The organism is Pseudomonas moraviensis subsp. stanleyae (genome assembly GCF_036283065.1).
GTDB lineage: Bacteria > Pseudomonadota > Gammaproteobacteria > Pseudomonadales > Pseudomonadaceae > Aquipseudomonas > Aquipseudomonas stanleyae.
This window is the reverse complement of sequence record NZ_JAADJI010000011.1, coordinates 132,820-159,488: the sequence shown is the minus strand read 5'-3', so window position 1 is coordinate 159,488 and position 26,669 is coordinate 132,820. Positions and strand designations below refer to the sequence as shown.

Annotated in this window: 22 protein-coding genes; 12 read left to right on the top strand and 10 right to left on the bottom strand. The window is 60.6% G+C overall.

Annotated elements, in window-relative coordinates; genetic code table 11:
• Positions 1–110: 110 nt before the first annotated feature.
• The 5 genes from glmU (at position 111) to GXB78_RS20750 (ending at position 6,030) form a co-directional block, all read left to right on the top strand.
• The gene (gene glmU, locus GXB78_RS20770; protein WP_329516793.1) at positions 111–1,478 is read left to right on the top strand and encodes a bifunctional UDP-N-acetylglucosamine diphosphorylase/glucosamine-1-phosphate N-acetyltransferase GlmU; all 1,368 of its coding nucleotides are present in this window, start codon (positions 111–113) and stop codon (positions 1,476–1,478) included.
• A 207-nt stretch (positions 1,479–1,685) separates the two neighbouring features.
• The gene (locus GXB78_RS20765; RefSeq protein ID WP_329516792.1) at positions 1,686–2,462 is read left to right on the top strand and encodes a DeoR/GlpR family DNA-binding transcription regulator; all 777 of its coding nucleotides are present in this window, start codon (positions 1,686–1,688) and stop codon (positions 2,460–2,462) included.
• A 2-nt stretch (positions 2,463–2,464) separates the two neighbouring features.
• Positions 2,465–4,297 carry a glutamine--fructose-6-phosphate transaminase (isomerizing) gene (gene glmS, locus GXB78_RS20760; RefSeq protein ID WP_329516791.1) on the top strand — a complete coding sequence of 611 codons (1,833 nt, stop codon included), beginning with the start codon at positions 2,465–2,467 and terminating at the stop codon, positions 4,295–4,297.
• Between the two features lie 75 nt (positions 4,298–4,372).
• On the top strand, positions 4,373–5,299 hold the full coding sequence (locus tag GXB78_RS20755) for a LysR family transcriptional regulator (RefSeq protein ID WP_329516790.1): 927 nt from the start codon (positions 4,373–4,375) through the stop codon (positions 5,297–5,299).
• A 104-nt stretch (positions 5,300–5,403) separates the two neighbouring features.
• Positions 5,404–6,030, top strand: coding sequence for a glutathione S-transferase family protein (locus tag GXB78_RS20750; protein ID WP_329516789.1), 627 nt, complete (start codon positions 5,404–5,406; stop codon positions 6,028–6,030).
• 10 nt (positions 6,031–6,040) lie between these two features.
• Here the strand turns inward: GXB78_RS20750 and GXB78_RS20745 are convergent, their stop codons facing one another.
• Genes GXB78_RS20745 through GXB78_RS20710 form a run of 8 tightly spaced genes read right to left on the bottom strand, consistent with a single transcriptional unit; the run spans position 6,041 to position 15,029 of the window.
• A complete protein-coding gene (locus GXB78_RS20745; protein ID WP_329516788.1) occupies positions 6,041–7,171 on the bottom strand; it encodes a glycosyltransferase family 4 protein in 1,131 nt (376 codons plus the stop codon).
• Entirely contained in the window at positions 7,172–8,302 is a 1,131-nt protein-coding gene (locus GXB78_RS20740) for a glycosyltransferase family 4 protein (protein ID WP_329516787.1), read from the bottom strand.
• Positions 8,286–9,653: a glycosyltransferase family 4 protein gene (locus GXB78_RS20735; protein WP_329516786.1), complete on the bottom strand. Its 1,368-nt coding sequence runs from the start codon at positions 9,651–9,653 to the stop codon at positions 8,286–8,288. Before GXB78_RS20735 ends, GXB78_RS20740 begins: the two co-directional genes overlap by 17 nt.
• A complete protein-coding gene (locus GXB78_RS20730; RefSeq protein ID WP_329516785.1) occupies positions 9,650–10,903 on the bottom strand; it encodes an ABC transporter ATP-binding protein in 1,254 nt (417 codons plus the stop codon). Before GXB78_RS20730 ends, GXB78_RS20735 begins: the two co-directional genes overlap by 4 nt.
• Positions 10,903–11,700, bottom strand: coding sequence for an ABC transporter permease (locus GXB78_RS20725; RefSeq protein WP_329516784.1), 798 nt, complete (start codon positions 11,698–11,700; stop codon positions 10,903–10,905). Before GXB78_RS20725 ends, GXB78_RS20730 begins: the two co-directional genes overlap by 1 nt.
• Complete coding sequence (locus tag GXB78_RS20720) at positions 11,701–13,143, bottom strand: mannose-1-phosphate guanylyltransferase/mannose-6-phosphate isomerase (RefSeq protein ID WP_329516783.1); 1,443 nt, start codon at positions 13,141–13,143, stop codon at positions 11,701–11,703.
• A 3-nt stretch (positions 13,144–13,146) separates the two neighbouring features.
• Positions 13,147–14,118 (bottom strand): GDP-mannose 4,6-dehydratase, encoded by a 972-nt coding sequence (gene gmd / locus GXB78_RS20715; protein WP_056791064.1) that lies wholly within the window; start codon positions 14,116–14,118, stop codon positions 13,147–13,149.
• Entirely contained in the window at positions 14,115–15,029 is a 915-nt protein-coding gene (locus tag GXB78_RS20710) for a GDP-mannose 4,6-dehydratase (RefSeq protein ID WP_329516782.1), read from the bottom strand. The genes gmd and GXB78_RS20710 overlap by 4 nt, the downstream gene beginning before the upstream one ends.
• Positions 15,030–15,447: 418 nt before the next feature.
• Between GXB78_RS20710 and GXB78_RS20705 the strand changes: the two genes are divergently transcribed.
• From GXB78_RS20705 to GXB78_RS20680, 6 genes are all read left to right on the top strand, one after another.
• A complete protein-coding gene (locus tag GXB78_RS20705; RefSeq protein ID WP_329516781.1) occupies positions 15,448–17,028 on the top strand; it encodes a glycosyltransferase in 1,581 nt (526 codons plus the stop codon).
• On the top strand, positions 17,022–18,326 hold the full coding sequence (locus GXB78_RS20700; protein WP_329516780.1) for a glycosyltransferase: 1,305 nt from the start codon (positions 17,022–17,024) through the stop codon (positions 18,324–18,326). The genes GXB78_RS20705 and GXB78_RS20700 overlap by 7 nt, the downstream gene beginning before the upstream one ends.
• The gene (locus GXB78_RS20695; protein ID WP_329516779.1) at positions 18,323–19,261 is read left to right on the top strand and encodes a class I SAM-dependent methyltransferase; all 939 of its coding nucleotides are present in this window, start codon (positions 18,323–18,325) and stop codon (positions 19,259–19,261) included. Before GXB78_RS20700 ends, GXB78_RS20695 begins: the two co-directional genes overlap by 4 nt.
• Positions 19,251–20,402, top strand: a complete 1,152-nt coding sequence (locus tag GXB78_RS20690) for an acyltransferase family protein (RefSeq protein WP_329516778.1) — start codon at positions 19,251–19,253, stop codon at positions 20,400–20,402. The genes GXB78_RS20695 and GXB78_RS20690 overlap by 11 nt, the downstream gene beginning before the upstream one ends.
• Positions 20,403–20,465: 63 nt before the next feature.
• Complete coding sequence (locus tag GXB78_RS20685; RefSeq protein ID WP_329516777.1) at positions 20,466–21,650, top strand: DUF3142 domain-containing protein; 1,185 nt, start codon at positions 20,466–20,468, stop codon at positions 21,648–21,650.
• Complete coding sequence (locus GXB78_RS20680) at positions 21,637–23,772, top strand: hypothetical protein (protein WP_329516776.1); 2,136 nt, start codon at positions 21,637–21,639, stop codon at positions 23,770–23,772. The genes GXB78_RS20685 and GXB78_RS20680 overlap by 14 nt, the downstream gene beginning before the upstream one ends.
• On the opposite strand, the gene GXB78_RS20675 is transcribed toward GXB78_RS20680, so the two are convergent.
• Complete coding sequence (locus GXB78_RS20675; protein ID WP_329516775.1) at positions 23,769–24,398, bottom strand: LysE family translocator; 630 nt, start codon at positions 24,396–24,398, stop codon at positions 23,769–23,771. The two genes, GXB78_RS20680 and GXB78_RS20675, sit on opposite strands and share 4 nt — an antisense overlap.
• A 145-nt stretch (positions 24,399–24,543) precedes the next feature.
• Between GXB78_RS20675 and GXB78_RS20670 the strand changes: the two genes are divergently transcribed.
• On the top strand, positions 24,544–25,017 hold the full coding sequence (locus GXB78_RS20670; RefSeq protein WP_056791036.1) for an Lrp/AsnC family transcriptional regulator: 474 nt from the start codon (positions 24,544–24,546) through the stop codon (positions 25,015–25,017).
• A 100-nt stretch (positions 25,018–25,117) separates the two neighbouring features.
• Here the strand turns inward: GXB78_RS20670 and lpdA are convergent, their stop codons facing one another.
• The gene (gene lpdA, locus GXB78_RS20665; RefSeq protein ID WP_329516774.1) at positions 25,118–26,518 is read right to left on the bottom strand and encodes a dihydrolipoyl dehydrogenase; all 1,401 of its coding nucleotides are present in this window, start codon (positions 26,516–26,518) and stop codon (positions 25,118–25,120) included.
• Between the last annotated feature and the right edge of the window lie 151 nt (positions 26,519–26,669).

Here is a 26,669-nt window from a genome sequence, read left to right as displayed (position 1 = left end):
CCGCTTGTTGTGCGATTGATAAAAAAGGGTAGCCTCGGCTACCCTTTTTTCTTTTCCGAACTCCCAGAAACCGGTCGCAGTTGCTGACCACCCAGGATTGGTAGCCAGTCATGTCTCTCGAAATCGTTATCCTCGCGGCCGGTCAAGGCACCCGTATGCGTTCGGCACTGCCGAAAGTGCTGCATCCGATTGCCGGCAACTCCATGCTCGGCCATGTTATCCACAGCGCCCGGCAACTCGACCCACAACGCATTCATGTGGTGATCGGTCACGGTGCCGATGTGGTACGTGAGCGCCTGGCAGCTGATGACCTGAATTTCGTGCTGCAGGACAAACAGCTCGGTACTGGCCATGCCACCGCTCAGGCCGTGCCGTTCATTACTGCCGACACCGTGCTGATCCTTTACGGTGACGTGCCACTGATCGAAGTCGAGACCCTGCAGCGTCTGCTCAAGCATGTGGTGCCAGGCCAGATGGGGTTGCTCACTGTCGAGCTGGACGATCCGACTGGCTACGGCCGTATCGTGCGCGATGCCGACGGCAAGGTTGCCGCGATCGTCGAGCACAAAGACGCCAGCGAAGCGCAACGCGCGATCAGCGAAGGCAACACCGGCATCCTCGCTGTGCCGGCCAATCGTCTGGCGGACTGGATGAGTCGCCTGTCGAACAACAACGCGCAGGGCGAGTACTACCTCACCGACGTGATCGAAATGGCGGTCAGCGATGGTCTGGTGGTGGCTACCGAACAACCGCACGACCCCATGGAAGTGCAGGGCGCCAATGATCGCAAGCAATTGGCCGAACTCGAGCGCCATTACCAATTGCGCGCCGGCCGTCGCCTGATGGCTCAAGGCGTGACCCTGCGTGACCCGGCGCGTTTCGATGTACGCGGTGAAGTTAGCGTGGGCCGCGATGTGCTGATCGACATCAACGTGATCCTCGAAGGCAAGGTGATCATCGAAGATGACGTAGAGATCGGTCCGAACTGCGTGATCAAGGACAGCACCCTGCGCAAAGGCGTAGTGATCAAGGCCAACAGTCATATCGAAGGCGCCATTCTCGGTGAAGGCAGCGACGCCGGTCCTTTCGCGCGTTTGCGCCCGGGCACGGTGCTCGAGGCTCGCGCCCATGTGGGCAACTTTGTTGAGCTCAAAAACGCCCATATGGGCGAGGGTGCCAAGGCTGGCCACCTGACCTACCTGGGCGATGCCGAAATCGGAGCACGCACCAACATCGGCGCCGGCACCATCACCTGCAACTACGATGGCGCCAACAAGTGGAAAACCGTGTTGGGCGCTGACGTGTTCATTGGCTCGAACAACTCGCTGGTTGCGCCTGTGGATATCTCCAACGGTGCGACCACCGCGGCCGGCTCGACCATCACGCAAAATGTGGATAACGCCCAGCTGGCGGTTGGCCGAGCGCGTCAGAAGAACATCGACGGCTGGAAGCGTCCGGAAAAAATCAAAAAATCCTGATTTATCCACAATCCCCTGTGGGAGCGAGCCTGCTCGCGAATGCGGTCTGTCAGTCACGTCTTCAGTGGCTGATACTACCCCTTTCGCGAACAGGCTCGCTCCCACAGTCATTTCAGCTTTCTGAATTTTTCTCCTCGCGTCTTGACGGCAACCTTTCGATAGAGTTTCATTGCTTACGTTATCTTTCGAATCGAAACTTAAGCCGCCATGTCCAAGCGCAACACTCCCCAGCGTCGCCATAACATCCTCGCCTTGCTCAACGAGCAGGGCGAAGTCAGTGTCGATGAGCTGGCCAAACGTTTCGAAACCTCCGAAGTTACGATTCGCAAGGATCTCGCTGCGCTGGAAACCCATGGTCTGTTGCTGCGTCGTTACGGCGGAGCGATCACCATGCCGCAAGAGCTGGTCGCAGAAACGGCGCAGAGTATTTCCAAGTACAAGCAGGCGATTGCCCGCGCGGCAGTCAAACGCATCCGCGAGCACGCGCGCATCATCATCGACAGCGGCAGCACCACCGCCGCGATGATTCCCGAACTGGGCCAGCAACCTGGCCTGGTGGTGATGACCAACTCGCTGCATGTCGCCAACGCCTTGAGCGAACTGGAACACGAGCCGGTGCTGCTGATGACCGGCGGCACCTGGGATCCGCATTCGGAATCCTTCCAGGGCCAGGTCGCCGAGCAGGTACTGCGCTCTTACGACTTCGACCAACTGTTCATTGGCGCCGACGGCATCGATCTGGTGCGCGGCACCACCACTTTCAACGAACTGCTCGGCCTTAGCCGGGTAATGGCCGACGTCGCACGGGAAGTCATCGTGATGGTCGAGGCCGACAAGATCGGCCGCAAGATTCCCAATCTGGAGCTGCCCTGGAGCAGCATCCATACCCTCATTACCGATGATCGCCTGCCCCTCGAGGCACGCGATCAGCTTCAGGCCCGCGGGATCACCTTGATCTGTGCGGCTGTCAGTCAGGAGAAATAACCATGTGTGGCATTGTCGGCGCTGTAGCTGAACGTAATATCACCGCCATCCTTCTCGAAGGCCTGAAGCGCCTCGAATACCGCGGCTATGACAGCGCTGGTGTGGCGGTTTATACCAACGACGAAACCCTGGAGCGCATGCGCCGTCCGGGCAAGGTCAGCGAACTGGAAACCGCACTGGCCGAGCACCCGCTGGCCGGCCGTCTCGGTATCGCCCACACCCGTTGGGCCACCCATGGTGCGCCGTGCGAGCGCAATGCTCACCCGCATTTTTCCGGCGATATCGCGGTGGTGCACAACGGGATCATCGAGAACCATGAAGCCCTGCGTGAGCAACTCAAAGCCTTGGGTTACTCGTTCAGCTCGGACACCGACACTGAAGTCATCGCCCACCTGCTGACCCACAAGCTCAAGGAACAACCGGACCTGACTGCCGCGCTCAAAGCGACCGTCAAGGAGCTGCACGGGGCCTACGGTCTGGCAGTGATCAATGCCCAGCAACCGGATCGTCTGGTCGCCGCACGCAGTGGCAGCCCGCTGGTGATCGGCCTCGGTCTGGGTGAGAACTTCCTCGCTTCCGACCAATTGGCCCTGCGCCAGGTCACTGACCGCTTCATGTACCTGGAAGAAGGCGATATCGCTGAAATCCGTCGCGACAGCGTGCAGATCTGGGCCGTGAACGGCAACGCTGTCGAGCGCCAGACCGTGCAGTACACCGATGGTGCCGAAGCCGCCGACAAGGGCGAGTTCCGCCACTACATGCTCAAGGAAATCCACGAGCAACCGACCGTGGTTCAGCGCACTCTCGAAGGTCGCCTGGGCAACAATCAGGTGCTGGTTGAGGCCTTCGGTCCGCAAGCCGCCGAGCTGTTTGCCAAAGTACGCAACGTGCAGATCGTTGCCTGCGGGACCAGCTATCACGCCGGCATGGTCGCGCGTTACTGGCTCGAAGAACTGGCCGGTATTCCGTGCCAGGTCGAAGTCGCCAGCGAATTCCGTTATCGCAAAGTGGTGGTGCAGCCGGACACGCTGTTCGTGACCATCTCCCAGTCCGGCGAAACCGCTGACACCCTCGCGGCCCTGCGCAATGCCAAGGAACTGGGCTTCCTCGCCAGCCTGGCGATCTGCAACGTCGGCATCAGTTCGCTGGTACGCGAATCCGACCTGACCCTGCTGACCCAGGCCGGCCGCGAAATCGGCGTAGCCTCGACCAAAGCCTTCACCACGCAACTGGTTGGCCTGCTGTTGCTGACTTTGTCGCTGGGTCAGGTGCGCGGCACTCTGGCCGACGGCGTTGAATCCACGCTGGTCGAAGAGCTGCGTCGTCTGCCGACTCGCCTCGGCGAAGCATTGGCGATGGACAGCACGGTGGAAAAAATCGCCGAACTGTTCGCCGAGAAAAACCACACCCTGTTCCTCGGCCGTGGCGCGCAATTCCCGGTAGCAATGGAAGGTGCCTTGAAGCTCAAGGAAATCTCCTACATTCACGCTGAAGCCTATCCGGCCGGTGAGCTGAAACACGGCCCGCTGGCACTTGTGGATAACGACATGCCGGTGGTTACTGTCGCGCCGAACAACGAACTGCTGGAAAAGCTCAAATCCAACCTGCAGGAAGTCCGCGCCCGTGGCGGTGAGCTGATCGTGTTTGCCGACGTCAAGGCCGCGATGACCAATGGCGAGGGCACTCACGTCGTGCAGATGCCGCATATCCACGACATCCTCTCGCCGATTCTCTACACCATCCCGCTGCAACTGCTGTCGTACTACGTGGCTGTGCTCAAGGGCACTGACGTCGACCAGCCGCGTAACTTGGCGAAATCGGTGACCGTGGAATAAGTTATCCACAGATGATCTACGCTTCCCCAATCGCAGCTTCGGCTGCGATTGTCGTATTCGCCGCCGAGGAATCCCATGGACCGCTTTCAGGAAATGCAGATCTTCGTTGTCGTCGCCCAGGAGCAAGGCTTTTCGGCGGCGTCGCGGCGTCTGGGTTTGTCGGCGGCGAGTGTCACCCGCGCGGTGGCGGCGCTGGAGCAGCATATCGGTACGCAGCTGCTGGTGCGTACTACGCGCACCGTTCATCTGACCGAAGCCGGGCAACGTTACTGCGATGACTGTCGGCGGATCCTTGCCGAGGTGCAGGAGGCCGAGGATTCGGCGGCAGGCAGCCATGCCTTGCCGCGCGGGCAGTTGACGATTACTGCGCCGGTGTTGTTCGGCGATTTGTTCGTCACGCCGGTGATGGCCGATTACCTTTGTCGCTATCCGGACGTGTCGATCAACGCGCTGTTGCTCGACCGGGTGGTCAACATGGTCGAGGAGGGCATTGATGTTGCGGTGCGCATCGGGGAGCTGCCCGACAGCAATCAGCATGCGATTCGTGTTGGCGAAGTGCGGCGGGTGATCTGCGCTTCGCCGGATTTTCTGGCTGAGCATGGCCGACCCGAGCATCCGCAGGCCTTGGCTGGGCTGCCGGTGGTGGCGACGTCGGCGATCGGCCAGCAACGCAACTGGCCGTTTCTCGACGGCGGTGAAGCACTCAGCGTGCGCACCGAACCGCGCCTCACCGTTACGGCTAATCAGTCGGCGATCACCGCCGCACGCAAAGGCTTGGGCCTGACGCGCGTGCTGTCCTATCAAGTGGCGGACAAGGTTGCGGCAGGCGAACTGGAAATCGTCCTTGCCGAATTTGAATTGCCGCCGCTGCCGATCCATGTGGTCTACCAGGGCGGCCGCAAGGCGCCGGCGCGAATTCGCAGCTTTGTCGACTTCGCCGTGAAGGCTCTACGCGAGCATCCGGCCTTGAACGCTGCGGTGTTATTGCAGCCAGTGAAATAATCGATTGCATTGCCTGGTGATTCTTTAGTTTCGCCGATCCGTGGAAGATGACCCCATCGGCGCGCTCTTCCTCGTAGCGACGTCACTTTCCAGCGGAGTCGACCATGCAAGCGATCAAACTCTACAACTTCCCCCGTTCCGGCCACGCCCACCGCGTCGAGTTAATGCTGTCGTTGCTGCAGCTACCGACCGAGCTGATCTTCGTCGACCTGGCCAAGGGTGAGCACAAGCAGCCGCAGTACCTGGCGATCAACAGTTTCGGTCAGGTGCCGGCGATTGATGACGGCGGCGTGGTACTGGCCGATTCCAACGCGATTCTGGTGTATCTGGCGCAGAAGTATGGCAACGGTCGCTGGCTGCCGACCGATCCGGTCGGCGCGGCGCACGTGCAGCGCTGGTTGTCGGCAGCGGCGGGGCCGATTGCATTCGGCCCGGCGGCGGCGCGCCTGATCACGGTGTTTGGTGCGCAACTGAATGCCGAGGAAGCCATTGGCCGTGCGCACAGTCTGCTCAAGGTCATGGAGCTCGAGTTGGGCAAAACAGCATATCTGGCGGGCGAAGAGCCGACCATCGCTGACGTGTCTGCCTACAGCTACATCGCGCATGCGCCGGAGGGCAATGTCTCGCTGGATGACTACGGCAACGTTCGCGCCTGGCTGGCACGGATCGAAGCGTTGCCGGGTTTCGTGGCGATGCCGCGTACGGTGGCGGGGTTGCAGAAGACCGCGTGATGTCCTGCGCTCAAGCGTAGGACAGGGCCTTTTCTGCCAGCAGATCCTGATACAACTCAGTCCACTTGCGGCCCATCTCATCGGCGGTGAATAACTGCCGGTAACGCGCTTCGGCTTTGACGCCCATCTCGGCGGCACGCTCGGGGTTTTCCCAGAGCATGCGCATGGCTTCACGAAATGCCTGTGGATTGCTCGGTGGCACCACCAGCCCGGTTTCGTTGTGGATATTGATGAAACTGGTGCCGGTGCCGATTTCGCTGGAAATCATCGGTTTGCCATACATTGCGCCTTCGAGCAACGAAATACCGAAAGCCTCGGAACGCAGGTGCGAAGGGAAGACAATCGCGTAGCTCAATTGCAGCAGCGCCACTTTGTCCTCGTCACTCAGACGTCCGAGGAAATGGATATTGCGCAGGCCCAGCGCGGCGGCCTGTGCATGCAGCTCCTGCTCCAGCGGACCGGCACCGACAATCACCACCGGATAATCCACGTCTTTGAGCGCGTCGAGGAGGATATGCAAACCCTTGTAGTAACGCATCACTCCGACGAACAGAAAAAACTTGTCCCCAAGCTGCTGGCGCCAGCGGTTCATCCGTTCAGTATCGGGCTGTGGATAACCTGCTTTGTTCAGGCCATAAGGGATGACCCGGGTCTTGTCCTGAAACTGCTGCAACACATCGCTGGTGTGCAGATAGTTCGGCGATGCAGCCACTATGCGGTCGGCGCTGGCGAGAAAGCGGTTCATCAATGGCCGGTATAGCTTGAGCAAATGCTTCTGGCGAATGATGTCCGAGTGATAGGTGACTACGCTCGGCTTATTCACCGCGCTGGCGAAATGCACGAGGTCCATGAACGGCCAGGGGAAGTGATAGTTGATCACGTCGGCTTCGGCGGCCAGCTCGCGGAACCGCTTGAACACGCTCCAGGAAAAGCCGGTCGAGGCGAACTGGATATCCAGCTTCGCCCGATGTACTTCGTGCTGACCCAGTTGCACCACGGGCGGTGTCGGGTCTGTGCTCAAGGTCAGCACTTGCGCGTCGATGCCGTGCTGGGCGCCGCTTTCGCACAACTGAAAGATGACTTGTTCGATGCCGCCGACCGAGTCGGGCAGATATGTCTTGAAGAAATGAAGAACGCGCATTCAACCTCCCATGGCCTGGCGGTAGGCATCGGCCGTAGCCTGTGCACAACGCTTCCAGGAAAAAAGCCCCGCCTGCTGCAATCCTGCCTCGCGGCAGGCCTGCCAATGCAGCGAGTCGTCAATCAGACGGCTCATTGCCTCACGCAGGCCCTCGGCATCGTCCGCTTCAATATAGTTGCCAGCCGCGCCAGCGACCTCCGGCATTGCCGAAGAGCGGGTGGTCACCACCGGCGTGCCACTGGCCATGGCTTCCAGCACCGGCAAGCCAAAGCCCTCATACAACGATGGAAATATCAGCGCCCGGGCGCCTGCCAGCAGTTGCGCCAGTTGCTCATCGGGCAGATAGCCGAGCAGGCACACGTGGCCGCTGGCCAATGCCTGGCGCAACGGCTCGTTGAACTGCTCACGCTGCCAACCGGCCATGCCCGCAATCAGCAAGGGAAAGCGCTGGCGCACCGCATCCGGAAGCAGGGCGTGAGCCTGCAGCGCAAGACTCAGGTTCTTGCGCGGCTCCAGGGTGCCGACACACAGGAAATACTCCCGTGCCTGAACGGCATGGGCCTTGAGCACGCTATCGATTTCCTCGGCTTGCCGCGGGCGGAATCGCGCGGCCACGCCCAATGGCGCCACCACGAATCGATGCGCAGGAAGACTGAAGTGAGCCTGCGCCTCGTCGGCGATTGCCTGTGAATCGGTCAGAATTACCTGCGCCTGCTCGATGCCGGCGGCCAGACGACGCTCGATCTCCCGCAGACGCGCCGGCGGCTGGGTTTCGGGAAAGTGCAGGTGCGTCAGGTCATGCAGGGTGATCACGGTCGGGCCGTCGAAGGCCAGCGGCCACAGGCTCGGCTCGTGATAGAGGTCGATCCCTCGTGCCCGGCCCTGATCGAAACGTTTCTGCTCCAGCCAGCGCCGTGCCTGATAGGCCCCGGGTATCTGCCGCAGCAATGGCGTCATCCGCGAATAGCCGGGCATGGCTGCGTCCGGCAAGGCAGAGCTCCAGCCCCAGCCGTGAAACAATGTCACGTCTACCTCGGGTTCGCTGCGCAAGGCGTTGACCAGTTCGGCGACGTAGTGGCCAATCCCGGTGCGCGGCGCCTGCAGGATGCGAGCGTTAACAGCTATGCGCATACGGCCTCGCTTGCATGCGCGGGGCCTGCTGAACATGACGAAGGCTGCGTGATGCCAATTGTTCGCTGGCTTCGCGCCAGCCGATCCAGCGCCAGTCAGCGACGTCGCGGGCGGCGGGAAATCGCCCGCTGCGTTGATAGGCTTCAATCAGATCGGCAAGGCTGCGTGGATCCTGCAGGTCGAAGTAGGCCATGAAGTCGCTGCCAATCTCGCGAAACACAGCGATGTCGCTGCCCATTGCCGGCAAACCGCGCTGCATGGCTTCCACCAGCGGCAGGCCGAAGCCCTCGACGAATGAGGGGAAGACCAGCGCACTGGCCTGCGCGTAGGCGTAATCGAGACTGGTGTCGCTCAGGTCATTGAACATGAACAGACGCCGATTCAGTTCCGGATGATTGCGAATCCGCTCAAGCAGTGCGTCGCACTTCCAGCCAATCCGTCCGGCGATGCACAAGCGTGCCGTCGAGCCATCGGCCCAGGCGCGTTCGAAAGCGTCGAGCAGGTACCCATGATTCTTGCGCGGCTCAATGGTGCTGACCATCAGAAAAACCGCTTCGGGCGCTGTGAACAGGTCTCTCAAGCGCGGTTCGACCGTGGCTTCGCTGTGCTGCAGATCGAGCTCGGAACCCAGATGAAAGTAATCGAACCAGTGCTTTTCAGTCTGCTCGGCACCGATCCTGCGCTGCAATTCGTCACGCACCTGATCGCGCACCGTAGCGGAAATCGCCATGTAGCCGTCAGCCGTGCGCGTGATCCAGTCGAACCATTCGTTGAAAACCTCGACCAGACGCGTGTCGTAAAACTGCGGATGTGTCAGCGGAATCAGGTCGTAGATCACCGCGATCATGCCGACGCCGTCGCGTTTGAGCTGCTCGACATGGGCGAAAAAGTCCGAGTGCCAGGATGAATCCAGCAACACCAGTTGATCGCCCGGCTGGTGTTGAAGCGGCGAGCAACGTTTAAGCAGCTGCCTGCGATTGATCCGCCGGACCAGCCGAATCGGCAGGCCGAGCACTGCAAACTGGGTCAACCGATAGCTCACATACAGCAGCCGCCGCGCCAGTTTCGACGTGCATAGCACATCGCGGCGCTGATGCCATTGCCAGAAGCGGTGGGCGAGGCGCTCCAGGCGCTCACCGAAGGTTTCGAGGCTGTTCCAGAAAGGTGTATCGAGTGGCGCCAGTTGCAGCACGCGGTAGAGCTGGCCATTGATCACCACCACCGGCATGCACTCGACGCCTTCAGCGCTGGCGGGCAGCTGCTTGATGACGTTGCGCACCACGCGCTGGATCCCCGAATTGACCTTCGGATGTTTGAATACGTGGGTGCACTCGACCAGCAGGCGGGTCATGGTGTGTGCTCGACGTGGCTGACTTCGGTATGACGACTGATCGTGGTCTGTGCGTTCAGCCATGAGCAGCCGACGAAATCCTCGCGTCGATTGTTGATGACATGAAACACCAGACCGAAGTCGCGCCATTCGTAGTTTCTATCCAGGTGCGAGTCCAGCCTCGACAGGCTCAGGGCAACGGAATAGTTACCTTTTCCCAGCCCCATCACGAATGCAAAACGATAGGTAATGCGCTCACCGGCGCGCAAGTTTTCCAGGGCCTGGTTCTGGCGATGGGTATTGATCCCGTACATGGGCTGGCCGAGACGATCCTTGATCATGAAACCCAGCACCAGTCGTTCGATGTCCTGACGAACCTCGACCTCCACTGCCAGGACCACTGGCTGGCCAACTTCGGCGGCCTCGATCGAGCGCTCGGATTCGTCGAGCAGACGCACCCGCACAATACCGGCTTCACCGGTTCCCGACACGGTCTGCACATGGCCGCCACCGAGCATTTCCTGGCGTACGGTCTGGCCTTCGCGCTCGGCGAGCAGCGCGTTGTAGTAATCCATGACGGCTTCAGGCCTGTCGTGCATGGCCAGGCGGCCGCCGTCGAGCAGGATCGCGGTATCGCAGATCGACTGGATCGCCGAGCGGTCGTGGGACACGATCAGCAGGGTCGTGCCAGCCTCGCGGAAGCTGCGGATGCGCTCGAAGCTCTTGTGCTGGAAATAGGCATCTCCGACAGACAATGCTTCGTCGACGATCAGAATATCGGGACGGCGCGCGGTGGCGACGCTGAACGCCAGACGCATCTGCATCCCACTGGAGTAAGTGCGCACTGGCTGATCGATCGCTTCGCCGATTTCCGCGAAGCTTTCGATCTGCGGCATCAAGGCGTTGATTTCTTCAAGTTGCATGCCGAGCAATTGCCCGGCCATGACAACGTTCTGCCGGCCGGTAAAGTCAGGATGAAAGCCCATGCCCAGCTCCAGCAGCGCCGCGACCCGGCCGGTAAGCTCAATGGTGCCGCAGGTCTGTCGTGAAGTGCCGGTGATCATCTTCAGCAGCGTACTCTTGCCTGCGCCGTTGACGCCGACGATGCCCACGGCCTGGCCGGCAGGGATTTCGAAGCTCAGGTCCTGCAATACCCAATGCTGGTTGTGCCGCAATCGGGAAAAGGGAATCAGCCATTCGGCCAGACGACTCCAGCGGCTGGGATATTGTTTATAGGCTTTGCCCAGCCCGGTAACACGGATATGTCCCATCAGAGTTCATCCACCATTTCACCGACCCGCTGGCGGAACAGGTGCAGGCCAATAACGCAGAACGCTGCGCCGATCACGAATGCCGGCAAGAGTGAACTCCAGGCTGGCCACTGACCGTAGAGAAAAACATTCTGATAGCTGGCGATCAGGTTCGTCAGCGGATTGAATCGCAGCAGGCTCTGCAGCCACTCCGGCAAGATCGTGATGGGATAGACGATCGGCGTCAGCCAGAACCAGAACTGCAGGCAGATACCGAACAACTGGCCGACATCGCGAAAGAACACATTCAACACGCCCAGGACCATGCCCAGCCCGGCGCAGAACATCATTTGCAGAGCAATCAGCGGGATCAGCGCCAGCAGAGCCATCCCCGGCCAGCGGCCGGTGACCAGCAGAAACCCGAGAAACAGGCTGATGATGATGGCGAAATTGATCCCTGCGTTGATCAGCACAATCACCGGCAGGCAGATCCTCGGGAAGCTGATTTTCTTCAGCAGGTTGGCGTTGTCGAGAAACATGTTCTGGCTGCGCAGGGTGATTTCCGAAAACAACCCCCACGCCAGCAGACCGGCGCACAGGTAGATGCTGTAGGCCATGCCGTCATCCACGCCGGGCAAACGGGCGCGCATGATGTGGGAAAAAATCACCGTGTAAACGATGATCATCGACAGCGGATTGAAGATCGGCCACAGCGCGCCGAGCAGCGAATTGCGATAACGCGACTGAAACTCTCGCTGCACGCTGCCGAGGATGAATCCACGGTAGCTGTGTAGCGAGCGGTACAGGGAAAGCAGCATTCAGACCGTCCTGCCGTATTGATCTTCGAAGCGAACGATATCGTCCTCGCCCAGGTATTCGCCGCTCTGCACCTCGATGATCACCAGATCGATCACCCCTGGGTTCTCCAGGCGATGCTTGTGGCCGGCGGCAATGAATGTCGATTCGTTCTTGGCCACCAGCGTTGTGCCGGAACCGTTGTTGGTGACCTTGGCCATGCCTTCGACCACGACCCAATGCTCGTTGCGGTGATGGTGCATCTGCAACGACAACTTGCCACCGGGTTTGACCACGATGCGCTTGATCTTGAAACGCGGGCCTTCCTCCAGAACGGTGTAGGTGCCCCACGGACGACTGACCGTACGATGCAGGCGATAGGCTTCGTGGGACTTGTCCTTGAGCTGCTTCGCCACGCGGCGTACATCCTGCGCACGGTCGGCATGGGCCACCAGCACCGCGTCGGCGGTATCGACAATGATCAGGTTATCCACACCGACGGTCGCCACCAGCCGGCCTTCGCTCTGCACGAAGTTGTTGTGGCTATCGATGAAGATCGCTTCGCCGCTGGCGCGGTTGTTATCGGCATCGGCGGGAATCAGCGCAGCGACAGCGTTCCACGAACCGATGTCGCTCCAGTCGAAACCAGCGGGCACCACCACGACTTTTTCCGAGCGTTCCATCAATGCGTAATCAATGGAGATGTCAGTGATTTCGGCAAACAGCGCCGGCGACAGCTCCTGTTGCAGGCAGCCAACCGTTTCGATCGGCGCGCTGACGGCCATGCAGGCGCGGGTCTGTTCCAGCAACTCGGGTGCGTGCAGTTGCAGTTCGGCAATCAGCGTCGCGGTGGTGAAGCAGAACATTCCCGAATTCCACAGGAAGTTGCCGCTCTCCAGGTAATGCGTGGCGGTTTGCCGGTCGGGTTTCTCGACGAAGCGTTGCACCTTGGCCGCACCTTTGGCATCCAGCGGTGCACCGGTTTCGATATAGCCGAAGCCGGTTTCCGGAGCAGTCGGGATCACGCCGAAGGTCACCAGATAACCATCCTTGGCCAGATAGACTGCGTGTTCCACCGCGCTTTTCAATGCGTCCTGATTGACGATCAAGTGATCTGCCGGCATCACTACCATGATCGCGTCATCGCCATGCAGCGCCTGCAACGACAGCGCGGCCGCCGCGATCGCCGGTGCGGTGTTGCGCCCGCTCGGCTCAAGCAAAAAGTGTCCGCGATGGCGCGACACCTGCGCCGCGCAATAGTGATCCTTGCTCTGGAAGTAGTACTCGCGGTTGGTCACCGTGACGATGTCGCCCCAGCCGTCGAGCAACGCCGCTGCGCGCTGGTAGGTCTTGCCCAGCAACGACTGGCCATCGGGCAAGGTCATGAACGGTTTGGGGTGGCCCTCGCGGGACACCGGCCACAAACGGGTGCCGGCACCGCCGGACAGGATCACTGGAATCAGCATGGCCTACTCCTTGGCAACGCGTTTCATGTCCGCATCCATCATCATGCGGATCAAGGTATCCAGGTCGGTTTTCGGTTTCCAGCCCAGCACACGCTGGGCCTTGGCCGGGTTGCCGAGCAGCACTTCGACTTCTGCCGGGCGGAAGAACGCCGGGTCGATTTTCACGTAATCGCGGTAGTTCAGGCCGACGTGGTCGAAGGCGATGCGGCACATTTCGCGCACCGTGGTGGTAACACCCGTGGCGACTACGAAGTCGTCCGGTTTGTCCTGTTGCAGCATCAGCCACATCGCTTCGACATAGTCACCGGCAAAGCCCCAATCGCGTTTCGCATCGATGTTGCCCAGTGCCAAGTCCTGCTGTTTGCCCTGCTTGATGCGCGCGGCGGCGTCAGTGACCTTGCGGGTGACGAACTCGATGCCGCGCAGCGGTGATTCATGGTTGAAGAGGATGCCGCTGCTGGCGTGCAGGTTGAAGCTTTCGCGGTAGTTGACGGTGATCCAGTGGCCGTAGAGCTTGGCCACGCCGTAAGGGCTGCGCGGGTAGAACGGCGTGTTCTCGTCCTGCTGCTCAGCCTGGATCAGGCCGAACATTTCGCTGGTCGAGGCCTGATAGAAACGCGTGTGCGGGCTGAACTGGCGGATCGCTTCGAGCAGATGCGTGACGCCCAGCCCATCGACGATGCCCGTGGTCACTGGTTGATCCCACGAGGCGGCGACGAAACTCTGCGCGGCGAGGTTATAGACTTCGTCCGGTGCCGATTTGATTACCGCACGCTGCACCGAGCAGGCATCGGCCATGTCACCGTCGAGATAGACGATATCGGCTTCGACGCCCATCTCGCGCAGGCGCCAGCGCGAGTCGCTGCTGCGTCGGGCGACCAGGCCGTGGACCTTGTAACCCTTGTCCAGCAGCAGTTTGGCCAGATAGGCGCCGTCCTGGCCGGTGATCCCGGTAATCAATGCACTTTTTGTCATTCTTGGCGTACTCGCATCTCCCAGTCGGACAGGATCGCCCGCAGGGATTGTTGTGTGGTGATGGCTGGCGCCCATCCTGTGGCGTTGGCCAGTTTTGCGTGACTGCCGCAGACGCGGCGCTGGTCGGCACGCCGCATGCGCGCCGGGTCCTGCACCAGCTCTACGTCGACTTCAGCCAGACCGGCCAGTTGCTCGATCAGGCTGCGGATGCTTTGCTCGCGGCCCGAGCAGATGTTGTAGACCTGCCCCGGTGTACCGTTTTCCAGCAGTGCGAAGTAGGCGCCAATCACGTCGCTGACATCGAGAAAATCCCGCGTTACGTCGATATCGCCGACTTGCAGTTGCGGCGCTTGCAGGTCTTGTTTGATGCGGCAGATCTGCCGGGCGGCGCTGGCAATGACAAAGCTGTCTTTCTGCGCGGTGCCGATGTGGTTGAAGGGGCGCGCGACCAGTACTGGCCAGCCTTCGCTCAGGCCCCATTGCAGACTGAGAAATTCTGCTGAAAGTTTGCTGACTGCGTAGGGATTGCGCGGCAGCGGCGGTTGTTGCTCGGTGATCGGCAGATGCTCTTCGGCTACTTGCCCGTAAACGTCGCCGGAGCTGACATACAGAAAAGTGCCGGCAAAGCCGCGAGCCTTGAGTGCCTGCAACAGATTGAGAGTGCCGAAGAGATTGATGTCGAGGGTGCGGGCCGGGTCACGGAAAGATTCCGGCACGAAGGTCTGACCGGCCAGATGAATGACTGCATCCGGCAATTGCGGCCATAGGTCGGCGAGGCTGTCGGCGTCCGTGAGGTCGTAGGCCGATGCGGCAGGCAGCAGTTGCCACGGCGAATCCGGCGAAGCCAGACGAGCCTGAATATGTTGTCCCACGAAGCCGTTGAGGCCCGTGACGAACAGACGTTTTTTCAAACAGCGACCCCTTGGTCATGACTTTGCGCCCGATTCCCACATGCTTTGTGGATAAGTCTGTCAGACCGGAGGAAATATCCGGGGAAACAGCAGGCGAAGCCGTTGTTGTAGTTGTTTGGTTGCCAATCTGTGCCAATTGCTCGGCAATTTCAACAGGGCAGATCGTGACCAGTCAGTTCTCGTCAGCGTAGCCCGAATTATTCTCACCGGGCGGTTCCCGGAGTCGCGACGGATGTGTTTAGAATGGCCCTCGTCACGATCGCCAGGGATGTTCTGGCTCATTGTGCGAAAAGGTGAAACCGACCACTAAAACAAGAACAAGACGTGACTTGAGACGAAGAACCGCCACCGATCCGGTTCGACGCTTGGCCGTCACTAGTATGAAGCTGCCGGAAAGGCGGGTTCATTGTGGAAAGCCATGAATTTCATTCTTTATTCGGACATCAACGAACATTCCATCAGGGAAAGTCTCGGCCATCCCGACGCCAGTTATTACTTCGTATTGAAGGCTTACCGTTCGTTGCTCGAAACGGTCGGGCAAGTCCACGTAGTGAGCAGTGTCGCAGAGGTCGATCCGCTATTTCGGCAATTACACGATGCCGGCGAGGAGAGCGTGTTCCTCTCGTTCACCCGACCGCAGAAAACGGCGATCGACCTCCAATGCCCGACCGTTTGCGTCGTGACCTGGGAGTACGATTCGATCCCCGATGAACAATGGAGCGATGATCCCCGCCAGGACTGGACGCACATGCTGGCAAGGCATGGTCGTGTGATCACACTGTCCAGCCACACCGCCCGAGCGATTCGTCGCTCGATGGGAGAGGATTTCCCGGTGTTGGTATTGCCCGCCCCACTCGATGAGCGCCTTGCGTCCATCCGCGAGCAGCACCGCAGCGCACCGGTCAATCCGGGTACGACGTTGACACTCAAAGGGTGCATTTTCGATTCCCGCCAGATGAACCTGCATCCGGATAATCTGCTGCCCAAGCCCCTTACCGCCGAAGAGCTGGCGGAAATCGAAGCTCAGCTGGAGGCCTCGCGACCACCACCGCTGACGTTGAAACGACGCTTCGTCATCGCAAAGCATTACCTGCGCTTGTGGCTGCTGAATGCCGGCCATGACCAGACACCCCCGGTGCCGCGGGTGAGGTTTTTGCAGCATTGGTACTGGGAGGGGATCCGCGACTTGCTTGGACAGTCCTGGCAAGACTGGCTCGCCAGGCATCTGCCCGGCATCGCCGGCCCTCAACCTTTGCCGGAGTCAGTGCAACCGCCACCGCGAGATATGCCGGACACCTCATTACCGGTTCAAACCGAGGTCGACGGTGTGGTCTACGCGTCGGTGTTCCGCCCCGCGGATGGGCGCAAGAACTGGCTACAGATCCTTACCGCGTTCTGCGCAGCCTTTCGTGACACTCCCGATGCCACCCTGGTGATGAAATTTACCCAGAGCGATCTGGCGGCCGTCTACGCGCATTTGATGACGCCGCTGGCGCAACTCGCGCCGTTTTCCTGCCGGGTCGTGATGATTCACGGTTACATGGACGATACGCAATACACGCGGCTTTACCAGTCGGCGAGTTTTTACGTCAACGCTTCGCATTGTGAAGGTCTGTGTCTGCCACTGATGGAGTTCATGGCCTGCGGCAAACCGGCGATCGCTCCCGGCCATACGGCGATGCAGGACTATGTCGATGCGTCCGTGGCGTTCGTGGTCGACTCCAGCGTTGAGGCATGCACTTGGCCACATGACCCGCGCATGCTGTTTCGCGCGCACCGTCATCGACCAGACTGGGGCTCCTTGAAAAAAGCCTACGAAGACAGTTACCGGATGGCCACGACACAGCCTCAGGATTATCAGCGGATGTCCTTGGATGCTGCGCAGCGCATGGCGGATTTCAGCGCGATCGCGGTTCTGCAAAAACGTGTCGAGGATTTTTTCGGGCTTGAGCCGCAGGCCGCTCATGCAAGCCAGGTTACGGATAGCACGCCATGCTGATCATCATCCATTCGGAAACCAACCAGCACACCATCAGCCGCAACCTGGGGCGCTCGGAGTACAGCTATTACTTCGTGCTCAAGGAATATCGGCCGGTGCTCGAACGCCTCGGTCGGGTGATCGAGGTCATGGACCCGAACGGCGAAGTCGACGCGTTGTACGCAGAGTGCCAGGCACATGGCGAACCTTGCGTATTTCTGTCGTTCTCGCCACCGCACCGCACGCCGGTGCATCTGGCCTGTCCGACCTTGCCGGTGTTTGCCTGGGAGTTCAGCACGATTCCCGACGAGCCATTCGCCGGCGATCCGCTGAACGACTGGCGCACCGTGCTTGCCGCCTGCGGTGCCGCGATCACCCACTCCAGTTACACGGTGGATGCCGTACGCAAGGCGATGACTGCCGATTACCCGATAGTCGCCGTTCCCGCGCCGGTCTGGGATCGGTTTGCCGCGCGTGGTGTTCAGTTGCAGGGGCAGCCGGCCGTCGATTCAGTCCGGCTGAAGATCAAAGGGCTGGTGGTCGACAGTCGCGCGATCGACTTGAATGCTTTCGCTCCAGTGCCGTTGCGCCGTGGGCGGGGAATCGATTTCCTCGCGCCGGTCACGGAGCAGGAGCTGGTGCTTGACGGTGTGGTGTACACCTCGGTGTTCAACCCCCGCGACGGGCGCAAGAACTGGGAGGACATGATCAGCGCTTTCTGCGCCGCCATGCGCGAAAACGCTGACGCAACCCTGGTGCTGAAACTTACCCATCACGATGCCGAAGAAGCGCTCACCGACATCCTCCATCATCTGTACAAGAACCAGCCTTATCGCTGCCGCATCGTACTCATCTATGGCTACCTGGCAGATGCGGATTACGAACGTCTGGTGCAGGCGACCCGCTACGTCGTCAACACTTCCTACGGCGAGGGCCAGTGTCTACCGCTGATGGAATTCATGTCATGCGGCAAGCCGGCGGTGGCGCCATGCACGACGGCGATGATCGACTATATGAATGCCGATAACGCCTTTCTGATCGAGGCAAGCGAGCAATTCACCGCCTGGCCTCATGACCCGCGTTCGGCCTATCGAACCTTGCGCTACGCAACGAGTTGGGCGTCGATCTGTGCCGCCTACGCAGCCAGTTACGACGTCGCGAAAAACAATCCCGGGCGTTACGCGTCCATGTCGGCACAGGCTGTCGACAGTCTGCGAGCGTTTTGCAGTCAAGCGGTTGCCGAGCAGCGTTTACGGACGTTTCTGGCGAAACTGCTGCAAGCCCGCGGCGTAATTGCGACGGAGGTCAGCGGCACATGATTCGCAGATTGCTTCATCGATTTTTTTCAGAGGCGCAATCTTCGCAGCCGCCGGCAGTGGCTGCACCGCTAGTGGAGCCGGCCCCTGAACCGACGCCTGACGCCGAACCCGAGCCTCTATTCGTCTGGTCGCCCCGCGATGTCGGTTTGCGTGACGCGGTGCTGGATGGCTGGTTTCTCAATGACAGTGGCGAATTGCTCAAGGGCTTTGCCATCACGCCTGACGACACTTTGCTCGACGTTGGTTGTGGCGAGGGCGCCGCGACGTTGTTTGCCGTCCGCCAGGGCGCTTCGGTGATTTTTACCGATAGCGAATACGACAAAGTGTGCGAACTGGCCCGTCAGGTCGAAGCCCGTAGCACTCGAGCGAATCTGGGTCTGGTCAGCAACACTTTGCCGTTACCGTTGGCTGATGGCTGCGCCAGCCGGGTCGTGTGCATGGAGGTGCTGGAGCATGTCGACGAACCCGAAGCGTTCATGGCCGAACTGGCGCGCATGGGGCGCCCCGGTGCGTTGTACCTGCTCAGTGTGCCGGCCCCGGTTGGCGAGCATCTGCAAAAAGGTATCGCTCCGCAGAGTTATTACCAGTCGCCCAACCATGTGCAGATCTTCAGCCCCGAGCGCTTTGCCGCGCTGGTCGAAGACACCGGACTGATCATTGAGCATCGGCAGGCGACGGGGTTTTTCTGGGTGATGGGGATGATCTTTTTCTGGGCCAGCGAGAAAGCCGCCGGCAAGGATCCGGGCGGTGCGGTGCGTGATCGCATTCATGCGCCCTTTCCCCATCTGATGGGTGGATGGGCGCGAACCTGGGAAGAGATGCTCGACCGCCCCGACGGACTTGCGATCAAACAGGTGCTTGATCAGTTCATGCCTAAAAGCCAGGTAATCATTGCCCGCAAACCGACGGATGCGGAGATGCCGGATGAGCAGTAAACGGATCATGGACATCGAGGTGCTGCGCGCCGTGGCCGTGCTGGGTGTGTTGTTCCATCACCTGGCCGGCAATCTGTTCCGCGATCCGGTGCCACTGCTCGAAGCCATTCATGCCTGGGCGCAACCGTGGTGGGGCGTGGACCTGTTTTTCGCCATTTCCGGATTCGTCATCGCCCGCAGTCTGATTCCTGCGTTGCGTGATTGCAGCAGCCGTCAGCAGTACTGGGAGCAGACGCGCAATTTCTGGTTGCGCCGCGCTTTTCGCCTGCTGCCCTCGGCTTGGTTGTGGCTGGCCCTGGTGCTGCTGTTGTGCATTTTCTTCAATCGCTCCGGGGCGTTCGGCACGATACAGGCCAATCTGCAAGCGACGCTCGCGGGAGTATTGCACTACGCCAATTTCCGCTTTGCCGATGCGTTCTTCCGATACGAATACGGCAGCAGTTTCGTCTACTGGAGTCTGGCCCTGGAGGAACAGTTTTACCTGTTGTTTCCGTTGCTGATCCTGGTCTGCCGCAGACATCTGGTCTGGGTGCTATTGGCGCTGGTTGCCGTGCAACTGCTGATGGTGCGCACGCCACTGCTGATGGTCGTTCGCACCGACGCGCTGGCCCTTGGCGTGCTCTTGGCAATGTGGAGTACCCAACCAGGTTATCAGCGCTGGCATCCGCGGTTCCTGAGTCGGCCGGGGGCCGGAATTTCGGCACTGATCGTCGTTGGGTTGCTGATGAGTTACCTGGCCACCGATGCTTTTGCCGCCAGCCACTTTCGCATTGGCGCCATCGCTTTATTGAGTGCCTTGCTGGTGTGGATCGCCTCGTACAATCAGGACTACCTGTTATCGGCCGGGCGCTTGCAGCAATTGATGGGATGGGTGGGAAGTCGTTCCTACGGCATCTACCTGATTCACATTCCTGTGTATTTCCTGGTGCGGGAAGTGATTTTTCGTTTACAGGAAGCGGGCCTGCCGAGTCCGGCAGGCCATCCATTCGTCACGTTGCTGTCGGCATTCGGTTTGATTGCCCTGCTCAGCGAATTGAATTACCGCTGCATCGAAATGCCTATGCGCAACCGGGGTACCGCGCTGGTGCAGCGTCTTGGTACGTCTCGAACACCTGCTGCGTCTGCTGAAGCCGCAGTCTGATCGACTCGCTCACGTCGGGTTTTGTGTAACCTTGCAGCCCGGTGATCGAGGGATTTTCAAGGTATGCGGTTTGTTATGGGTCTGTTTCTGGGCGTCTTGCTTGCGGGTTGCGAGAAACATGTCGCGCCTGCCCTCGACCAGCAACTCTACGTCTGGCAACGCCAATGGACGCCGGCACATGAACCGGCATTGCGCGACAGCCACGACGACTTTTCAACGCTGCGCGTGCTGGCATTGCAGGGTTTTCCGGGCGCGCGGTGGAGCAGGGCCCAGGTCGATCCTGCGTTGTTGAAAGCGGATGGCCGCCCTTTGGTCGCGGTGATTCGCCTCGATGGTCAGCTTCAATCGCTGGATCAGCAGCAGGTCACCGCGCAGATTCTGCAAGTCATTGCCGATTGGCAGGCGCGAGGCCTCACGCTGAGTGGCGTCGAGATCGACCACGATGCCGGCAATGCGCGCCTGCCCGCGTACGCTGAATTCCTGAAGCATTTACGCTCCGTCTTGCCATCATCTCTGACTCTGAGCATCACCGCGCTGCCGGCCTGGCTCGGCAGTGCGCAATTGCCGGCACTTTTGCAGAGCGTCGACAGCAGCGTGCTGCAAGTTCACGCCGTGAGCGATCCGCGACGCGGTCTGTTCGATTCCGGACAGGCGTTGAAGTGGGCCAAGGCCTGGGCTCGTATCAGCGACAAACCGTTCTATCTGGCGCTGCCAGCTTATGGCGTTGCGCTGTTGGGCGATGACGGTGGCGCGCCGGTAGTGGAAAGCGAAGTGCAACTCGAGCGCGGCGGACAGCGCCGGGAGTTGCTCGCCGATCCGCTGCAACTCAGCCAATTGGCCAAGACCTTGCGCGACGAGCCGCCCGAGCATCTCGCCGGGCTGATCTGGTTTCGTCTGCCGCTGGCCAACGACCGTCGCGCCTGGAGCCTGACGACTTTACGCGCCGTGGCTCAAGGCGATTTGCTCAGCAGTCATCTGGGCCTGTCGTTCAAAGAGCAGGGCGGACTCTATGACATCCAGCTCGAAAACCGCGGCAATCTAGACAGCCCGTGGCCCGCGCAAATCACGCTGAAGGCGCAGGATTGTGCAGGCGCCGATGCGCTCGCCGGTTACTCGTTGCAACAAAGTGCCAATCTGCTTACCTTCAGCCGCCTGCGTGACGGCCGCTTGCCGGCGGGCGGGCAGCGCGCTGTCGGTTGGGCGCGCTGTGCACATATTGATCAAGGAGGTTCGCATGTTGACCCGTAACTGGCCCCGCCATCTGCTTTGCCTGAGCCTCAGCCTGCCGCTGGGTTCGGCGCTGGCCTGCGGTCCGGACTTCCCGATGCGCCTGCTCGATGATCGCGCGCAGACCCTGGCCGATCTGCCCGAAGGCAGCTTCAGCTTCGAAATCAGTCGTCTCGGTAAAACCATCGCCGGGCTGAAGAACGTCACTGCTGCGACCCATAACCCCAACGATTACGCCGAAGACAACGCGTCTGAGCTGGCGCGCGACCAGGCTGAGCAGGTGGGCCTGAGCGCTGAGCAATACGCCGTGGTCAAGCGACTGCGCGGGCTCAGCGATGCGCATCAGGCTGACGAGCAGGGCGCCAGTCTGCCAGCGGAAATCCGTTTGTATGTCGCCGGCGCGGTGGCCTTTGCCACCGGCGATCATCAAATGGCCACGGAGTATTTCAATAAAGTGCTGGCGCTGCCGGCAGAGCAACGTCCGTTGCGCAGTACCTGGGCGGCGTATTCTCTGGGGCGCATTGCCTTCGCCATGAGCACCGAGGCGCATGACCGCATCGAAGCGCTGGAGCAGGCGCGCGATGCCTTTCGCCAGGCTCGGCAGTTGAGCATCGATGGCTTCAGCGATCCGCTGGAACTGGGCGTCGCCAGCCTCGGTGAAGAGGCGCGCGTATTGCGCAGCGTGGGTGACTGGAGCGGCGCCATCGAACTGTACGAAGCACAGAACCTGCATGGTTCGGCCGTCGGTTACACCTCGCTCAAGCAGTTGATGAACGAACTGGCCGAACTGCCCGAGGCCCAACTCGCGAAACTGCTACAGCAGCCGGCGGTGCAGCAACTGGTCACGGCGTCGCTGGTCAGCCGTCAGGGCTGGTCATTTGGTGAACAGCCGCCGAATGAAAAGAAACTGGTGACGCTGTTGCAGAACAGCACCCGTGGCAGCCTCGACAATGCCGATCGACTGGCGGCAATGAGTTATCAACAGGGCGACTACGGGTCTGCCAAGGCCTTCCTTGAGAATGCCGGGGACGGCGGGCTCGCTTGGTGGTTGCGGGCAAAACTGGCGGTGCGTGATGGCGACAAGACTGCCGCTGCCGCCGCCTACGCAAAGGCCGCACAGGCGTTCCCGCAGAACGAAGACTGGGGTTATCGCCGCACGCCGGACTGGGCGTTTGAAACGGTGCAGCCGAAATGCCGTGTCGAGGGCGAAAGCGCAATCCTGGCGCTGCAACGCGGCGAATACCTGCAAGCGTTCGTGCAGCTGTATCGCAGCAACAGCATTTACTGGTTCGATGCCGCCACCGTCGCCGAGCGGGTGTTGACGGTCGATGAGCTCAAACAGTATGTCGATGAGAACGTGCCGGCGCCGCCGCCCTTGACTCAGCAGGAGCGCGACAATTACGTGCCGCTGTCGGTGGCCGCCAATCTGCGCAATCTGCTCGGTCGGCGATTGTTGCGTGAGGGGCGTTACGAGGAAGCGGTCAGTTACTTTGCCAGTGACGATCTGCAGCACAAGGCCCGGCTCTATGGCGAGCAACGGCTCAAGGCCGAGTCGGCATGGTGGCCGAGCAAACGCGCCAGTGCGTTGTACAACGCCGCGTGGACAGCCCGGGAGTGGGGCATGGACATCCTCGGTTATGAAATGGCGCCTGATTACGCCACATTCGGCGGCAGCTACACGCTGGAGAGCACGAAGCTGGATGTCGGCCCGCTGATTTCCGCAGCGGAAGTCCAGCGCCAGCAGGGCAGCGCCGCACAACCGGATCAGCGTTATCACTATCGTTTTGTCGCCACGGCACTGGCCAGTCGCGCCGCCGATCACCTGCCGCACACCAGCCAGGCATTTGCCGCGGTACTGTGCAACGCTGCCGGCTGGAACAGCAGCCTTGCAGACCAGAGCGCGCTGTATCAGCGCTACGTCAAGGAAGGTCCTTACGTGCCGTGGGCGCAAGACTTCGGCAATCAATGCCCATACCCGGACTTCGAGAATGCCGACAAGCGCTATGTCACGCAGGTGACCGATGCCGTGCGGGCCGCACTGCGCCCATACAAGTGGCCAGTGCAGATTGGCGTGGTGGTGCTTGTCGCTGTTGCTGCGTTCCTGATGATCACTCGTCGCCAGCGCAAGGTGCGCAAAGGCTAGGCCTGTTGAATGAAGGTCAGGCGTACGGCGAAGCCGATCAACAGGCTGCCGAACAGCCATTGTTGAACGCGCTGGGCCGTTGGACTGTGTTGCAGCCAACGACCCAGTGCCGCGCCGGTCAGGGCGACAACGCTGTCGAACAAGAGGCCGATGCTGACCAGCACTACGCCGAGTACGGCGAACTGGGCCAACACCGGCGCGCCTTGATCGACGATGAATTGCGGCAGCAGCACCGAGCAGAACAGCAAGGCCTTGGGGTTGAGCAGGTTGGTCAGCAGGCCCCGACGGATCGCGTCGCGCCATTGGCCGTGGGCAGACGCTTGCTCTTGGGTTTGCAGGCTCGGCACCAAAGAGCTGCGAAAACATTGAATACCGATCCACAGCAGGTATGCCGCACCAGCGATGCGCACCACGTCAAACGTCCACGGTGCCGTTTTGAACAGCGCCGCCAGGCCCAATGCTGCCAGTGCCACATGGCAGGCGCGGGCGATGGCCAAACCCAACGCCGTGGCCAGCGCCGCGGCGCGACCCTGTCGCGCACCGGTTTGCAAGAGCAGGATCATGTCCGGCCCCGGCAATAGCAGAACCACAGCCAGGGTCAGGATAAACAGCCAGAGACTTGCCACGTCACGCCCTCTTTCGTTGGTGATTTGCACGCGCCAGTCTAGAGCGAGAAGGCAGGGCAGGTGCTTGCGTAGTCAGCTTCAAAACTTCATGCGTTTGGCATAACCTGATGGTTTTCCAGGCTTTGACTATTGGGATCTGCCAAAAATGAAACTCGACGCCTACGACCGCAAGATTCTCGCCGCGCTGCAACGCAACGGCCGCCTGAGCAATGTCGAGCTGGCGGAGCAAATCGGCCTGTCGGCCTCGCCATGTCTACGGCGGGTGCGCATGCTTGAAGAAGCAGGAGTGATCCGCGGCTACCAGGCCAATCTGGATCGCGATGAAGTCGGGCTGGGGCTGACGGTGTTTGTCGGCGTCAAAGTCGAGCGGCATAACGAAGAGCGGGCCGAGGCTTTTTATGCGGCCGTCACTGCGCTACCCGAGGTGGTCTCAGCGTTTCTGGTGTCCGGCGAATCGGATTTCCTGTTGCAAGTGGTGGTGCCGGATCTGCGTGCATATGACCGCTTTGTCAGTGGCCATCTGCTGAAGCTGCCGGGGGTGAGTGATATCCGCAGCAATTTTGCCATTCATACGGTGAAGGCGCCGGGGGCGTTGCCGTTGGGGCATCTTCCGCTGTAGACCGGGTGGCGCCATTCGCGAACAGGCTCGCTCCCACAGGTCTAACGCATTTCAAAGTGGGAGCGAGCCTGCTCGCGAAGACGGCGGCAAGGTTTTGAACCTACATCTGCGTCGCCATCCCCTCGACATTCATCGCTGCCTGACGCAACGCTTCCGAACGCGTCGGATGCGGATGGCAGGTCAGGGCGATGTCCTCGGCTGACGCGCTGAATTCCATCGCCACGCAAAACTCACCGATCATCTCGCTCACGCTCGGCCCGACCAAGTGCACGCCCAGCACTTCGTCCGTGCGCTCGTCGGCGAGGACTTTGGCAAAGCCTTCCGTTTCATGATTGATCTTCGCCCGGCTGTTGGCGGTGAAGGGAAACTTTCCGACCTTGTAGGCGCGGCCCTCGGCCTTGAGCTGCTCTTCGGTCTGGCCGACGCTGGCCAGTTCCGGCTGGGTGTAAATGACGTTGGGAATCAACGCGTAATTGACCTCACCGGCCTTGCCGTGGATCTGCTCGACGCAGGCCATGGCTTCGTCTTCAGCCTTGTGCGCAAGCATCGGTCCGGAGGTGACGTCACCGATCACCCAGACCCCGGCGGCTTCGGTGCGATGTTGCTTGTTCGCCAGCATGCCGCGTTTGTCGGTGCTCAGGCCGACATTCTCCAGACCCAGACCCTGGGTGTACGGCCGGCGCCCGATGGCCACCAGCACATAATCAGCTTCAATCAGCTCGGCAGCGCCGCCAGCGGCAGGCTCGACGCTGAGCTGCACGCCGCTAGCGGAGCTGGTGGCGCTGGTGACCTTCGAGCCCAATTTGAAGGCGATGCCTTGTTTGCTCAGCGCGCGTTGCAGGGTCTTGCCGGCCTCGCCATCGACGCCGGGGCAGATGCGATCAAGGTATTCGACCACGGTGACCTGCGCGCCAAGCCGCCGCCATACCGAACCCAGCTCCAGGCCGATCACCCCGGCGCCGATCACCACCAGGTGCCTGGGCACTTCACCGAGCGACAGCGCGCCGGTGGAATCGAGGATGCGCTGGTTGTCGATCTCGACGCCGGGCAACGGTGTGGGCTCGGAGCCGGTGGCGATGATGATGTCCTTGGCGCTGAGCTCGGTCTTGTTACCCTGAGCGTCGGTCACCGAGACTTTGCCCGGGCCGTCGATGTGGCCCCAGCCTTTGATCCAGTCGACCTTGTTCTTGCGAAACAGAAACTCGATGCCTTTGGTCAGGCCAGCAACGCTTTCGTCTTTCTGTTTCATCATCTGCGCCAGGTTCAGCGTCGGTTTGACTTCGATGCCGAGGTTGGCGAACTCGGTGCCCACCGCAGCGGCATAGAGCTCGGAGGCGTGCAACAAGGCTTTGGACGGCATGCAACCAACGTTCAGGCAGGTGCCGCCAAGGGTCGAACGCCCTTCGACACAAGCAGCCTTGAGGCCGAGCTGCCCGGCGCGGATCGCTGCGTTATACCCGCCGGGGCCGCCGCCCAGAATCACCACGTCATAGTTGCTCATGCGCTTGCTCCATATTGCTCGATGGGGGACAGCCAAGATTAGTCGCGATAAAAATTACGTGCGTAATATGAGCTTCGCCGAACATTTCGGTCAAGGCTTCAGGCAAGCGACAGCTGCGGCGTCTTTGAATAAGGGCAATTGTGTACGAATA

What these genes read in the sequence shown, in the direction of transcription:
- glmU (WP_329516793.1), top strand. Translation starts at nt 111, where the DNA reads ATGTCTCTCGAAATCGTTATCCTCGCGGCCGGTCAAGGCACCCGTATG.
- GXB78_RS20765 (WP_329516792.1), top strand. Translation starts at nt 1,686, where the DNA reads ATGTCCAAGCGCAACACTCCCCAGCGTCGCCATAACATCCTCGCCTTG.
- glmS (WP_329516791.1), top strand. Translation starts at nt 2,465, where the DNA reads ATGTGTGGCATTGTCGGCGCTGTAGCTGAACGTAATATCACCGCCATC.
- GXB78_RS20755 (WP_329516790.1), top strand. Translation starts at nt 4,373, where the DNA reads ATGGACCGCTTTCAGGAAATGCAGATCTTCGTTGTCGTCGCCCAGGAG.
- GXB78_RS20750 (WP_329516789.1), top strand. Translation starts at nt 5,404, where the DNA reads ATGCAAGCGATCAAACTCTACAACTTCCCCCGTTCCGGCCACGCCCAC.
- GXB78_RS20745 (WP_329516788.1), bottom strand. Translation starts at nt 7,171, where the DNA reads ATGCGCGTTCTTCATTTCTTCAAGACATATCTGCCCGACTCGGTCGGC.
- GXB78_RS20740 (WP_329516787.1), bottom strand. Translation starts at nt 8,302, where the DNA reads ATGCGCATAGCTGTTAACGCTCGCATCCTGCAGGCGCCGCGCACCGGG.
- GXB78_RS20735 (WP_329516786.1), bottom strand. Translation starts at nt 9,653, where the DNA reads ATGACCCGCCTGCTGGTCGAGTGCACCCACGTATTCAAACATCCGAAG.
- GXB78_RS20730 (WP_329516785.1), bottom strand. Translation starts at nt 10,903, where the DNA reads ATGGGACATATCCGTGTTACCGGGCTGGGCAAAGCCTATAAACAATAT.
- GXB78_RS20725 (WP_329516784.1), bottom strand. Translation starts at nt 11,700, where the DNA reads ATGCTGCTTTCCCTGTACCGCTCGCTACACAGCTACCGTGGATTCATC.
- GXB78_RS20720 (WP_329516783.1), bottom strand. Translation starts at nt 13,143, where the DNA reads ATGCTGATTCCAGTGATCCTGTCCGGCGGTGCCGGCACCCGTTTGTGG.
- gmd (WP_056791064.1), bottom strand. Translation starts at nt 14,118, where the DNA reads ATGACAAAAAGTGCATTGATTACCGGGATCACCGGCCAGGACGGCGCC.
- GXB78_RS20705 (WP_329516781.1), top strand. Translation starts at nt 15,448, where the DNA reads ATGAATTTCATTCTTTATTCGGACATCAACGAACATTCCATCAGGGAA.
- GXB78_RS20700 (WP_329516780.1), top strand. Translation starts at nt 17,022, where the DNA reads ATGCTGATCATCATCCATTCGGAAACCAACCAGCACACCATCAGCCGC.
- GXB78_RS20695 (WP_329516779.1), top strand. Translation starts at nt 18,323, where the DNA reads ATGATTCGCAGATTGCTTCATCGATTTTTTTCAGAGGCGCAATCTTCG.
- GXB78_RS20690 (WP_329516778.1), top strand. Translation starts at nt 19,251, where the DNA reads ATGAGCAGTAAACGGATCATGGACATCGAGGTGCTGCGCGCCGTGGCC.
- GXB78_RS20685 (WP_329516777.1), top strand. Translation starts at nt 20,466, where the DNA reads ATGCGGTTTGTTATGGGTCTGTTTCTGGGCGTCTTGCTTGCGGGTTGC.
- GXB78_RS20680 (WP_329516776.1), top strand. Translation starts at nt 21,637, where the DNA reads ATGTTGACCCGTAACTGGCCCCGCCATCTGCTTTGCCTGAGCCTCAGC.
- GXB78_RS20670 (WP_056791036.1), top strand. Translation starts at nt 24,544, where the DNA reads ATGAAACTCGACGCCTACGACCGCAAGATTCTCGCCGCGCTGCAACGC.
- lpdA (WP_329516774.1), bottom strand. Translation starts at nt 26,518, where the DNA reads ATGAGCAACTATGACGTGGTGATTCTGGGCGGCGGCCCCGGCGGGTAT.